General features: G+C 55.0%; 16 protein-coding genes and 1 pseudogene. All 17 read left to right on the plus strand.

The window, feature by feature from the left end; genetic code table 11:
* Positions 1 to 1,353, plus strand: a 1,353-nt coding sequence (locus DW720_RS05710) for a recombinase family protein (RefSeq protein ID WP_118749366.1), incomplete at its 5' end; no start/stop codon positions are given.
* 90 nt (positions 1,354 to 1,443) lie between these two features.
* Positions 1,444 to 1,527 (plus strand): annotated as a pseudogene (locus tag DW720_RS05715) (Maff2 family protein); the annotation flags it as partial.
* A 39-nt stretch (positions 1,528 to 1,566) separates the two neighbouring features.
* Complete coding sequence (locus DW720_RS05720) at positions 1,567 to 2,433, plus strand: VirB6/TrbL-like conjugal transfer protein, CD1112 family (protein ID WP_009901636.1); 867 nt, start codon at positions 1,567 to 1,569, stop codon at positions 2,431 to 2,433.
* A gap of 41 nt (positions 2,434 to 2,474) precedes the next feature.
* Complete coding sequence (locus tag DW720_RS05725; protein WP_107001180.1) at positions 2,475 to 3,014, plus strand: MT-A70 family methyltransferase; 540 nt, start codon at positions 2,475 to 2,477, stop codon at positions 3,012 to 3,014.
* A gap of 42 nt (positions 3,015 to 3,056) precedes the next feature.
* Positions 3,057 to 3,479 (plus strand): SpoVG family protein, encoded by a 423-nt coding sequence (locus tag DW720_RS05730; protein ID WP_227589684.1) that lies wholly within the window; start codon positions 3,057 to 3,059, stop codon positions 3,477 to 3,479.
* 9 nt (positions 3,480 to 3,488) lie between these two features.
* Positions 3,489 to 4,142 carry a hypothetical protein gene (locus DW720_RS05735; RefSeq protein WP_107001178.1) on the plus strand — a complete coding sequence of 218 codons (654 nt, stop codon included), beginning with the start codon at positions 3,489 to 3,491 and terminating at the stop codon, positions 4,140 to 4,142.
* A 44-nt stretch (positions 4,143 to 4,186) separates the two neighbouring features.
* Positions 4,187 to 4,573: a PrgI family protein gene (locus tag DW720_RS05740; RefSeq protein WP_016306500.1), complete on the plus strand. Its 387-nt coding sequence runs from the start codon at positions 4,187 to 4,189 to the stop codon at positions 4,571 to 4,573.
* A 79-nt stretch (positions 4,574 to 4,652) separates the two neighbouring features.
* On the plus strand, positions 4,653 to 6,920 hold the full coding sequence (locus tag DW720_RS05745; protein ID WP_107001296.1) for a VirB4-like conjugal transfer ATPase, CD1110 family: 2,268 nt from the start codon (positions 4,653 to 4,655) through the stop codon (positions 6,918 to 6,920).
* A gap of 279 nt (positions 6,921 to 7,199) precedes the next feature.
* Entirely contained in the window at positions 7,200 to 8,867 is a 1,668-nt protein-coding gene (locus DW720_RS05755; RefSeq protein ID WP_107001176.1) for a C40 family peptidase, read from the plus strand.
* A gap of 22 nt (positions 8,868 to 8,889) precedes the next feature.
* Positions 8,890 to 9,156 (plus strand): DUF4315 family protein, encoded by a 267-nt coding sequence (locus tag DW720_RS05760; RefSeq protein ID WP_005927622.1) that lies wholly within the window; start codon positions 8,890 to 8,892, stop codon positions 9,154 to 9,156.
* A complete protein-coding gene (locus tag DW720_RS05765) occupies positions 9,143 to 9,790 on the plus strand; it encodes a DUF4366 domain-containing protein (RefSeq protein WP_107001175.1) in 648 nt (215 codons plus the stop codon). The genes DW720_RS05760 and DW720_RS05765 overlap by 14 nt, the downstream gene beginning before the upstream one ends.
* Positions 9,787 to 9,984, plus strand: a complete 198-nt coding sequence (locus tag DW720_RS05770) for a hypothetical protein (protein WP_005927616.1) — start codon at positions 9,787 to 9,789, stop codon at positions 9,982 to 9,984. The genes DW720_RS05765 and DW720_RS05770 overlap by 4 nt, the downstream gene beginning before the upstream one ends.
* Positions 9,985 to 10,386, plus strand: coding sequence for a cysteine-rich VLP protein (locus tag DW720_RS05775; protein ID WP_050005650.1), 402 nt, complete (start codon positions 9,985 to 9,987; stop codon positions 10,384 to 10,386).
* Between the two features lie 132 nt (positions 10,387 to 10,518).
* Positions 10,519 to 11,109 carry a hypothetical protein gene (locus DW720_RS05780; protein WP_227589686.1) on the plus strand — a complete coding sequence of 197 codons (591 nt, stop codon included), beginning with the start codon at positions 10,519 to 10,521 and terminating at the stop codon, positions 11,107 to 11,109.
* 12 nt (positions 11,110 to 11,121) lie between these two features.
* Complete coding sequence (locus tag DW720_RS05785; RefSeq protein WP_107001173.1) at positions 11,122 to 11,304, plus strand: DUF4316 domain-containing protein; 183 nt, start codon at positions 11,122 to 11,124, stop codon at positions 11,302 to 11,304.
* Positions 11,304 to 11,645, plus strand: a complete 342-nt coding sequence (gene mobC, locus DW720_RS05790; protein ID WP_015553878.1) for a plasmid mobilization relaxosome protein MobC — start codon at positions 11,304 to 11,306, stop codon at positions 11,643 to 11,645. Before DW720_RS05785 ends, mobC begins: the two co-directional genes overlap by 1 nt.
* A gap of 160 nt (positions 11,646 to 11,805) precedes the next feature.
* Positions 11,806 to 12,144 carry a hypothetical protein gene (locus tag DW720_RS05795; protein WP_016306492.1) on the plus strand — a complete coding sequence of 113 codons (339 nt, stop codon included), beginning with the start codon at positions 11,806 to 11,808 and terminating at the stop codon, positions 12,142 to 12,144.
* Position 12,145 lies beyond the last annotated feature (1 nt).

The raw sequence follows: 12,145 nt of genomic DNA on the forward strand, positions 1-12,145 counted from the left end.
CAAACCGGGCATTTGATTGAGGACTTTTTCCCAAGAAACGGTGTCCGCTATATTGCCATGAATGACGGTATCGACACCCTGCGGGATAACAACGACATCGCCCCGTTCAAGAATATCCTGAACGAGATGTACAGTAAGGATATTTCCAAGAAAGTCCATTCCTCTTATCTTCTGAAAGCGCAGAAAGGACAGTTTACCGGGTGTCTTGCCCCGTTTGGGTATCGGAAAGACCCGGAGGACAAAAACCATCTGCTCATTGACGAGGAAACCGCCCCGATTGTGCGGCTGATTTTCGGATATGCCCTGAACGGTCATGGTCCGAACTATATCCGCAGACGGCTGGAGGAAGAAAAAATCCCCTGCCCCACATGGTGGAACCGGGAACGGGGGCTTCGCAATACCCGTACCAAATGGGAAAAGAAAGACCCGGAAAATGGGCGGTATATGTGGGACTTCTCAGTTATCAAAGACCTTTTGATGAATCCCGTCTACACTGGGGCGATTGCTTCCCAGAAAAAGGACTACCGTTTCAAAATCGGCACGATTGGTGAAAAGAAGCCGGAGGACTGGATTGTGGTGGAGGGGCAGCATGAACCGCTGATTGACCGCATGAGCTTTGACATTGTGCAGAATAAGCTGAAATCCCGCCAGCGTCCGGGGCAGACCAATGAAATCAGCCTGTTTGCCGGACTGATAAAATGCGGCGAGTGTGGGAAGTCGCTGACGGTACGCTACACAAACGCAAAACATCCCCAGCAGATTTATTCCTGCAAGACCTACAATGCCTTTGGAAAGAACCACTGCACCCAGCATCGGATTGACTATGACACCCTTTACAGCCATGTGCTGCGGAAAATCCGGGAATGTGCCAGAGCTGCCCTGATGGACGGGGAAGCGGTTGCCGACCGCCTGACCAATACCTGTGAAGCCGAGCAGCGGGAACAGCGGGAAGCAATGGAACGCTCCCTCACAAGGGACGAGGAACGGATTGAGGTTCTGGACAAAATGGTAATGCGGCTTTATGAGGATATGATTGCAGGGCGTATCAGTGAACAGAATTTCAACACCATGCTGGAAAAGACACAGACCGAGCAGACGGAGCTTAAAACAAAAGTGTCCGAGGGCAGAAAGCGGCTGTCCGATGAAGTCCAGCTTGCCAATGACGCAAAACAATGGGTGGAAGCCATTCAGGAATACGCCAACATCACAGAGCTGGACGCAGCTACCCTCAACCGCTTAATCAAAGAAATCGTCGTGCATGAGCGCATTGACGAAGATAAAACAAGACACATTTCTATCGAAATTCATTTTAATCTCAAACCCATCCCGGAGGTGGAACAGGTCACTGCCTGACCTGTCCCGCCGGGACGGTTCTCTTAAAAACACCATATAGATTTTTTGTACGCCGCCGCCCGCCATCGAGCAGAGTTTTACACCTAATTGGGGATAAAACAGCTCATGGCTGGCGGCGGTGTCGTTCTGATCGGCCTTCAGCTTATCCCTCTGCTGTCCGGTCTGTTCAGCTAAGTGTCACCCGTTGTCCCTTTTTCCAGAAGGAGCTGATGTATGGACTTTATCATCGACGCAATCGTTGAATGGCTGAAAGGTCTGCTCGTCGATGGTATCATGGGAAATCTGGACGGCCTTTTCGATAACGTCAATCAGAGCGTTGGCGAGATCGCCACACAGGTCGGCACGACCCCGGCGGACTGGAACGCCGGGGTCTTTTCCATGATACGACAGATCTCTGAAACTGCCATCCTGCCAATCGCCGGGGTCATCCTCACTTTTGTAATGACCTATGAGCTGATACAGATGCTCATAGAACGCAACAACCTCCATGAAGTTGACACATGGATGTTTTTTAAGTGGGTGTTCAAAACCTTTGTGGCTGTGATGATCCTGACGAATACCTTCAATATCGTGCTGGCGGTCTTTGATGTGAGCCAGCATGTGATACAGCAGTCAGCGGGCATTATCCAGAACGGGACAGAGATCACGCCGGATGTGCTGGACAGTCTACGGACAGAACTTGAAGCGATGGAGTTGGGTCCTCTGTTCGGACTCTGGCTACAATCCTTCCTGATCCAGCTTACCATGATTGCCTTAAATATCGTGATCTTCGTCATCGTATATGGCCGTATGACTGAAATCTATTTACTCACAAGTTTAGCGCCTATCCCGTTTGCCACAGTCCCCAACAGGGAAACCGGACACATGGGGCAGAACTATTTCCGCTCCCTCTTTGCGGTGGGCTTTCAAGGTCTGTTGATCTTAGTCTGTGTCGCAATCTATGCGGTGCTGATCCAGAGTATCGCCACCGACGGCGACCCCATCGGGGCGATCTGGGGCTGCGTGGGATATACGGTGCTGCTGTGTTTTACCTTATTCAAAACAGGCAGTCTTGCAAAATCCATCTTCGGCTGCCATTAAGAGACTTCGGGCCATGCTGACCCGAAGCGGAAAGGAGGATCATGCCGAAAGAAAAATTTTCGATAATCTATGCAGATCCACCGTGGCGGTATGAGCAGAAAAACAGGCAGGGATCAGCAGAGCTTCATTATCCCACTATGAGTATTGAAGAAATTTGTTCCCTTCCAGTGGCCGACTTGGCTGCAAAAGACAGCGTTTTGTTTCTGTGGGCAACATTCCCACAACTGCCGGAAGCCTTAAAGGTCATTAAAGCATGGGGCTTTTCTTATCGTTCTGTGGCTTTTGTATGGATAAAGAGGAACCGGCGCTCCTACTCATGGTTTTACGGTCTGGGGTATTGGACCAGAGGCAATGCAGAAATTTGTCTTTTAGCAGTAAAAGGACATCCGAAGCGTAAGTCTACCGGTGTTCACCAGCTTATTGTTTCCCCGATAGAGCGCCACAGTAAAAAGCCGGACGAGGCCAGGCGGAAAATTGTAGAACTGATGGGCGATATACCACGAGTGGAATTGTTCGCCAGAGAAAAAAAGCCCGGATGGGACGTGTGGGGAAACGAAGTTGAAAGCACTGTAAACTTGTAACAGCTTCGGGTCATGCTGACCCGAAGCGGAAAGGAGAAATCCATGCAGGAAAAAAATGCGGGCGGAACACCAGCTGCCCCTATAAAGCTGGATGTAAGCGTGCGGGTCATCGAACCTGTGAAAAACCTCATGGGCTTTGCCAGCGTGAAATTCAATGACTGCTTTGTGGTGGAAAATCTGAAAATCGTACAGGGCAGCAAGGGGCTCTTTCTTGGGATGCCCAGCCAGCCAGACGGCAAAGGCGGCTACCGGGATATGGCCTACCCTGTCACAAAGGAGTTCCGGGAACAGCTCAACACCGCTGTTCTGCAAGCCTATGAGGCAAAGCTGGAACAGATGGCGGAGCGTGGCTCTGTGGGGCGTGCATCCATCAGCGACCAGCTCAAAGCCGGAAAAGCGGCTGCCGAACAGGCAAAGGCAGAACGGCCTCCGAAGGAAAAGCCCAGCCGCAGCGCAGAGCGTTGACCTCGGGCCATGCTGGCCCGAAGCAGAAAGGAGGCGGGAACCATGCCACGCAAACGGACGGGCTATGACGCGGCCTGCTATTACGACGGAAAACTGCTGGGCCGCTGTACCAAAGCGGACAGCGATGCCTATACCCTGTTGATGAACGCCTGCGGCGGGGAGGCCGCCCGTGTCCTGCGGGAATACGCCTACTTTTCCCCGGAACTTCGCGCCATATTGGAAAAGGCGGCGCTCATGCAGGCGGACCGGAGCCGGACGGGCGGAATGTTCCATGCGCCGAAAAGTTCCCCGTGGGGTGATGTGCAGAGCTGTGAAACCCTCTGTCCAGGGGTGTTTCTGGTATCTACCGCCAGCCACGGCGGAACGATGGTGGCAAACGAGGTAGCCGCCGTCCTCTCCCCAGCAGCGAAAAAGTGCGGCTTCAAGGATAAGGGCTATATCTGCTATGAGGAGGACGCGCAGGAAAGTGTGGTGCTCCGGGAACTGTTGGACAAAAAGCTGTGGAACATACCTGACCGCATTAAGGACAAAGGGCAGTTTGAAGAAAACCTCAACCAGTCCATCCGGCAGTATAATCCCGAATACTGGCGGGCAAGGCAGAGCGGACGTAAGGCCGCCGAAGCCGCCCGCAGTACAGCCCCGGCCAAAGAGGCCGCAAGATGACCTCGGGCCATGCTGGCCCGAAGCAGTAAAGGAGGTGTACCCAAATGGCCTATGTGCCAGTACCAAAAGACCTTTCCAAAATTAAGACAAAGCTGGCCTTCAATCTGACGAAGCGCCAGCTTGTTTGTTTTTCCGGCGCAGCGGCGGTGGGGCTCCCGGCCTACCTGCTTTCCCGTGACAGTATCGGGAACAGCGCCGCCATGTTCCTAATGATCGGCCTCATGCTCCCGTTCTTCTTTCTGGCTATGTATGAGCGGGACGGCCTGCCATTGGAAAAAGTGCTGAAAAACATCATCCGCACCCGGTTCCTCTATCCCCGGGTGCGGCCTTACAAAACCGAAAACTTCTATGCGCTGCTTAGCGCCAGAAAGGAGGCGCAGCCGATTGCAAAACAGCAGAAGGGCCGGAAAGCCCGCAGGCAGAAAGCCTGAAAAGCAGGGCCTTACCGGCCTGTTCACAAAGGGAAAGAACATTCCCACCACCGCCCAGCAGACCCTCCCTTACCGGGAAATGTACCGGGATGGGGTGTGCCGGGTAACGGACCGCTATTACACCAAAACCATTGAATACGAGGACATCAACTACCAGCTCGCACAGTCCGAAGATCAGGCGGCCATCTTTGACGGGTGGAGCGCCTGCCTCAACTACTTTGACAGCAGCCTTCCGTTCCAGCTTTCCTTCCTCAACCACCGAAGCCGCCCGGGCAGCCGGTACAGCGTGAACATCCCCATGCAGGATGACGATTACAACAGCGTCCGGTGTGAGTATGTGGAAATGCTGGAAAACCAGATCGCCAAAAGCAACAACGGCATTGTCCGCACAAAGCTCCTGACCTTCGGCGTGAACGTGGACGACCTTTCCACCGCCAGGGCAAGGCTGGAACGTGTAGAGGCGGACATTTGCGGGAACTTCAAAAAGCTGGGCGTCAAGTGCCGCTCCCTTTCAGGGCTGGAACGGCTGGAGCTTCTTCACGGGCAGCTCCACCCCGGCAGCGGCTCCCCCTTCCGGTTTTCATGGGATATGATCCCCAAAACCGGGCTTTCCACCAAAGACTTTATCGCCCCGGACAGTTTCGATTTTCGTTTCAGCCGACTGTTCCGGGTGGGGACGACTTGGGGCGCTGCCTCCTACTTGCAGATTTTGGCCTCGGAGCTCTCGGACAAGCTGCTGGCGGAGCTTTTGGAAATGGATGCGGAAATGACCATCACCCTCCATATCCAGACCGTTGATCAGGCCGCCGCCGTAAAATCCATCAAGGCCAAAGTCTCCGACATTGACAAGATGAAGGTGGAGGAACAAAAGAAGGCAGCCCGGTCAGGGTACGACATGGACATACTTCCGCCCGACCTCGTAACATACAGCAACGACGCAAAGACCCTTCTGGAAGATTTACAGAGCCGGAATGAAAGAATGTTCCTGCTGACCTTCCTTGTGGTAAACATGGCTCCGACCCGCCGGGAGCTGGACAATGACCTGTTCACGGTGTCCGGTATCGTCCAGAAATACAACTGCACCTTGAAGCGGCTGGACTTCCAGCAGGAGGACGGTTTTCTTTCCAGCCTTCCGCTGGGCCATAACGGCATTGAGATCAAGCGCGGCATGACGACCAGCTCCACGGCCATTTTCGTTCCCTTTATGACGCAGGAGCTCCGCATGGATGGCGAAGCCGTCTATTACGGGCTCAACGCACTTTCCCATAACGTCATCATGGCGAACCGGAAAAAGCTCAAAAACCCCAACGGCCTGTTCCTCGGCGTGCCTGGCTCCGGCAAATCCTTTGCCGCAAAGCGGGAGCTTGTGAATGTGTTCCTTGCCACAAAAGACCGCATTATCGTGGTGGACCCGATGGGCGAATATTCGCCCCTTATCAGGCGGCTGGGCGGACAGGTCATCGAGATCGCCCCGGACAGCCCCCACCACATCAATCCGATGGACATTGATTTGAGCTTCGACGAGGAAAACCCGATGGCGCTGAAAGCCGACTTTATCCTGTCGCTGATGGAGCTGATCGTTGGCGGCAAGGACGGCTTGCAGCCGGTGGAGCGTACCGTCATTGACCGCTGTGTGCGCCAGATGTACCGGGAACACTTGCAGGACCCGGAAACAAGCAAAATGCCGACCCTCCAAACCCTGTATGACCTGCTCTGTTCCCAGCCGGAGGGCGAGGCGGTGCGGCTGGCGACGGCTCTTGAAATCTATGTGTCCGGTTCCCTTAACGTGTTCAACCATGAAACCAACGTGGACTTAAACCGCCGTCTGGTATGCCTTGACTTAAAAAAGCTGGGAGCCGGGCTTCGGACGATTGCCATGCTCATTATGCAGGACTTGGTAAACTCGCAGGTGTCCATGAATTTCCTCCGCGGTATCGCTACATGGTGCTACTTTGACGAATTTCATGTGCTGCTCCGTGACCGTCTGACGGCAAGCTATTGTGTAGCGATCTGGAAAATGCTGCGGAAAAAAGGGTGCGTTCCGAGTGCTTTAACGCAGAACGTAAAGGATTTTCTGGCAAGCCCGGAGATCGAGAACATCTTTGAAAACTCGGACTTCCTTGTGCTGCTCTCGCAGGCACAGGGGGACCGGCAGATTTTAGCCAAACAGCTTGGGATCAGCCCCCACCAGCTTTCCTATGTGACCCATACCAATTCCGGCGAAGGGCTGCTGTTCTTCGGGAACACCACCATCCCGTTTGTTGACCGCTTCCCGCAGAACACCGAGCTGTACGCCATTATGACCACCCGCCCGGAGGACAAAAAACAGGAAATGAACCGGGCATAACACACTTCGGGCCATGCTGGCCCGAGGTTTGGAAAGGAGGGATACATCATCGGAAAGAAACCGGACAAACGGAGTTTTCAAAGGCCGGGGCCGACGGAGGATACCGGGGGCAATCGCCCCGGACCGGCGGAACGGGAAGGGCCTTCCCCTGCACCATCCCGACGCCTGCGGTTTGAGGACGAGGATACCGGGCAGGACAGCCCTTCGGGCCACGATGGCCCGAAGTCCAAAAGCGGCAAGTTTCAAGAGGACAGCCGCAAAAGCCGTCCCTCTGACCGCATGAGGCAGGAGGATGAAGCGGGCGGGCCGCAGGATACCAGCAAGGCACAGGAGCCGGAGGGCTCCGCAGAGAATGCCGGGAGCAAAAAGGACAAGTACCAGAAAGCACAGGCAAAAGCGGAACACGCCGGGAAAAAGCTGGGAAAGGCTCGGGAGAAACTGGACAAGACCGAGGCAAAACGGGCAGCGAAGAAACCGCCGGGGCTTGCAAAAAAGGCAGTCCGGGGAGCCCGTACAGAAGCATGGTTCTATGTCCACAACAAGATCCACGAAGTCGAGCATGAAAATGTGGGTGTGGAAGGAGCCCATAAGTCGGAACTTGTGGCCGAGGCCGGAGCCCGGAAACTGACCCGGTATGCCAAACGCCGCTGGCAGGAACACCCGGCCCGGAAGGTGGCAAAGTGGGAACGGAAGGACATAAAAGCCCGGGCCAATATGGATTTTCAGAAGATGGCCTCCGAGCACCCGGAGCTTGCCAGCAATCCGCTTTCCCGTGTGCAGCAGAAATGGAAACTGAAACGCCGGTATTCCAAAGAAGCAAAGGCGGCTGCAAAACAGGGCGCAAAGGCCGCAAAGAAAACCGCTGCCGCTTCGGGAACTGCGACCCGGCGGGCGGCGCAGTTTGTGACCCGTCATCCCGTGGCGGTGCTGGTCCTGCTCCTGCTGTTGCTGCTCTGTTTTCTTGTGTCGGCGGTAAGCTCCATCTTCCCCACGCTTGGCAGCGGCCTTGCCAATGCGTTATCCGGCACCTCCTACGCCTCGGAGGATACGGACCTGCTGGGCGTAGACGAGGACTACACGGCGCTGGAAAACGAGCTGGCGCAGACGGTGGCAAACATCGAAAGCACCCATCCCGGCTATGACGAGTACCGCTATTCCGTGGACGAGATCGGCCATAACCCCTATGAGCTGGCGTCCTATCTCTCGGCAAAGTACCATGTGTATTTCCGGGAACAGGTGCAGGACGAGCTGCGGGAGATCTTTGAGGCACAGTATGAACTGACCTTGACGGAGGAAGTCGAGATACGCTACCGCACCGAAACCAGCACCGACCCGGAGACAGGGGAAACCACCACCGAGGAAGTCCCCTATGAGTATTACATCTTAAATGTGACCCTCACAAACAAGACGCTGCCTGCCGTGATCCTGCCGAGGCTTAACGAACAGCAGCGGGAAATCTACACCGTTATGCAGCAGCTCAAAGGCAACAAGCCCTATCTGTGGGAAGGGATTTACAACGGCGGCGAAGATACCGGCCCCAGCTATGAGATACCCGGCGAGGCGCTGGATGACCCGGCTTTTGCGGCGCTCATGGAAGAAGCCACAAAGTATATCGGCTGGCCCTATGTGTGGGGCGGCTCCAGCCCGTCCACCTCCTTTGACTGTTCGGGCTTTGTCTGCTGGGTGTACACGGCCAGCGGCGTCCACAACCTGCCCCGTACCACGGCGCAGGGCATTTACAACCAGTGCGCTATCATTTCTCCCTCCGAGGCAAAGCCCGGCGACATTATCTTTTTCACGGGAACCTATGACAGCCCCGGCCCTGTGTCCCATGTGGGGATTTATGTGGGCGACGGGATGATGCTTCATTGTGGTTCGCCCATCCAATACGCAAACATCAATTCAAGCTACTGGCAGACACATTTCTATGCCTTCGGGCGTTTGTGAGCCAGAGGAAAGGAGTCCTTGCATGAACAAGATCGACAAGCTCGATAAGGAACTGGAAAAAGCCCGGGAGAAGGCAGCCGAGTGGCAGGCCAAAATCCGGGAGCTGGAAAAGCAGAAACAGGAGGAAGAAAACAGCCAGATCGTGCAGGCGGTGCGCTCGCTCAAACTGACCCCCGCCCAGCTTATGGCTTTTTTGAATGACCCCAAAAACAGCCTTACCGCTTCGGGCCATACTGACCCGAAGCCGGAGGCACCCGAAAAGGAGGACACAGCCCATGAAGAAAACTAAATACCGCAGGCTGGCGGCGATGGCTGCCAGCCTTTTGTGTTGCCTGATCTTTACGGTCCCGGCCTACGCCCAGAGCAGCGAGCCGCAGCCGGAGACAGCTCCCGCCCCGGTGGAAACCGAAGCGGAGCCGGAAACCCAGAACCCCTTTACCCCGGACGGGACGGGAACCGTGGTGGACAACGCCACCGACGAGGACGGTAAAGAGTTCTACACCATCACCACCGCAGACGAGAGCGTGTTTTATCTGGTGATCGACAAACAGAAAACCAGCGAGAACGTCTATTTCCTCAATACCGTTACCACAGACGACCTTCTGCCTCTTGCCGAACAGGGTAAGGAACCGCCCCAAGAAGTGACCCCGGAGCCAGAGCCAAAGCCCACCGAACCTGTGGAGGAAGTACCGGAACCCGAGCCGGAGAAAAAGGACAGCCCCCTTCTCTCTCTGCTCCTGATCGGTGCGGTGGTGCTGGCCGGCGGTGGGATTGGTTACTATTTCAAGATTTACAAGCCGAAGCATGAGGCCCCGGATTTGGAGGATGATTACTGCGAATATGAGGACGGGGAGCTGGAGGAGATCGCAGAGGAACCCGAGGACGAAGATACCCCGCCGTGGGAGGAAGATACGGAGGAATGAGAATGAATTTTACAAGCAGCCCTTTTGAACGAATGATGAAGGAAGTACCGCACCCCGGCTGGGACAATGACGATCCTTGTAAGGGATGCCGTTACTACAAGGAGTGCAAAGGAAAGAAAAAACAGTGCCGGAAGAAGTTCCGGGCGCTGATCGTGGAGCCCCGCCCTTCGGGCCATCGTGGCCCGAAGTCATAAATGGACGCCCGGGAGCTGACCCGTGACGAGAAGAAGAAAATCCGCACTCTGGTCACGGGGATGTGCGCCAACTATGACCGGGAAAGCGGCCTGTGCCTTCCTCTTGACTGTGCCTGCTATATGCTGCACAAGTGCTGGACAGGGGCGTACTGCCGTTATTTCCGTGAGGCTGTCCTGCCTCTTAACCCGGAGCTTCAAGCGTCGCTGACAACGGAAGGCATCTCCCCGGAGCTGCGGGCCTGTGCGGTCTGCGGAAAGGCGTTTTTGCCCGAGGGGCGTCAAGCCTACTGTTCCGACGCCTGCAAGGCCGAAGGGAACCGCCGGAAAAGCCGGGAACGCATGAGGAAAATGCGGGAGAAAAGGCCGGGCGGCTGTTACGATTTGCCGCCTCCAAAGGCTTGACATTCCGGGCTTTTTTGAGGGTGTTTCCGGGGTGGGAATATCTTATTACATTCCTCCCCGGTCTGCCCTCTTATTTCGTAACATCCAGCACTTCGGGTCATGTTGGCCCGAGGCACAGAAAGGAGGGATCTCTTGGAGACAGTACAAGGATATGTGATTTTGAAAGCTGCCACCTTTGAAACTGGACACGGCTTTGCGCTTGGGCATAATCCGGGAGCGCCGAGCCCCTTTGTGACCTGGCAGTTTACCGAGGGGGAAAACGGCCATCGGGATTACTACTGGGGCCGCTATGGAAACAGCCAGGCATGGGCGCAGCGGGATTTTGACCGCCGGGTGGACGATTATCAGCAGCTTTACCATGCGGCGGTCAAGCATACCGAGCTGGGACCGGAAGGCGTTTACCGCTATTATTCCACCCAGCGGCCCGTGGACATAGGAACTTACCCGAAGCCGCCGGATAACCAGCCTCTTTCCATTGTCAACTACGACGATGACAGGCGGCGTCCTGTGGCAGACGGCAGGCTGATGGCATGGGGCGAACTGACCTACACAAAGCCGCTGACCGAAAAGCAAATGGAGGATTATGAACTGAAACCAGCACCGGGCAATCCTGACCGGGTGCGCTCATCCATTACCGCCCGGCTCAAAGAAGGAACCAGAGGGCAGGAACCCCCGAAGGAGCCCGGCCAGAAGCGGAGCCATAAAAACCATGAGGAACGATAAAGGAGGATCGCCATGCACGAAAAAGACAACTATCTGAAAACCGCCGAGCTCTCCACGGAGCAGAACTGCAACATGATTGACGGCGTACCCAACAACACGCCCATCCAACCCACGCCCCCGGAGCTGGACGCAAAACCGCTGGATAAGGTAAAGGAACCCAAAAAGCGCCGGAAAGGCCGGGAGCTGGAACGATGATGGAGAACCGCAAGCGGAATGTCCATCTGCACGTCATGGTAACGCCGGACGAGCTGGCAGCCATCCATGAACGGATGGCCGAGGCGGGCATTTCCAACGCCGGGGCCTATGTACGGAAAATGGCTCTGAACGGGTATATCCTGCACATCGACCTTGCGCCCGTAAAAGAATTGATCTCTCTGCAACGGCGCTGTTCCAACAATCTCAATCAGGTCGCCGTACACGCACACACCTATGGCGTGTACCCGGAGGAAATCGACGGATTGAAGCGGGACTATGAAAAGCTGTGGGGCGAGGTGTCAAAAGTGCTGCGGGAGCTTTCCGAGCTGGTGGCAAAGTAAGACGAGGGCGGCAGGCTTCCGTTGTGGGGCTTGCCGCCCTGCTCTTTTTTTACCACTTCGGGCCAGCATGACCCGAAGCCCGTCATAAAAAATTCAGATTTTCAAGATTGTAGAACCAGCTCTATAATGATATAATAATTCAAGAAGGGAGGCTGATACCATGCTGAAAATGGTTATTCGCATGAATGATGATAAAATCACAGCCGAAAATAAGTACCGGCTGGATGGCATTTACAACACAATCAATCATACATTCCAAACCGTGGGCCTTCCCCGTATGGAGGATGGTTCCGGCGCTTTGGTATTCCGTGACTGCGGCAGAGCGAGGGATTTTAGTCTGTTCGGCCGGATCGTCAATACCTTGAAGCGGCAGACATGGTTCATGGATAATGTTTCTGTGTGGCGTCTTTGTGACAGTGACGATTCTGACAGTCCAGATGATTTCAATGAAGAAGATCTGTTGACCCACTATCAGGAAAAAACAGCAATGAGGGCTTGAG

Origin of the sequence: Clostridium sp. AM27-28, assembly GCF_003480955.1 — a bacterium.
GTDB lineage: Bacteria > Bacillota > Clostridia > Lachnospirales > Lachnospiraceae > Otoolea > Otoolea fessa.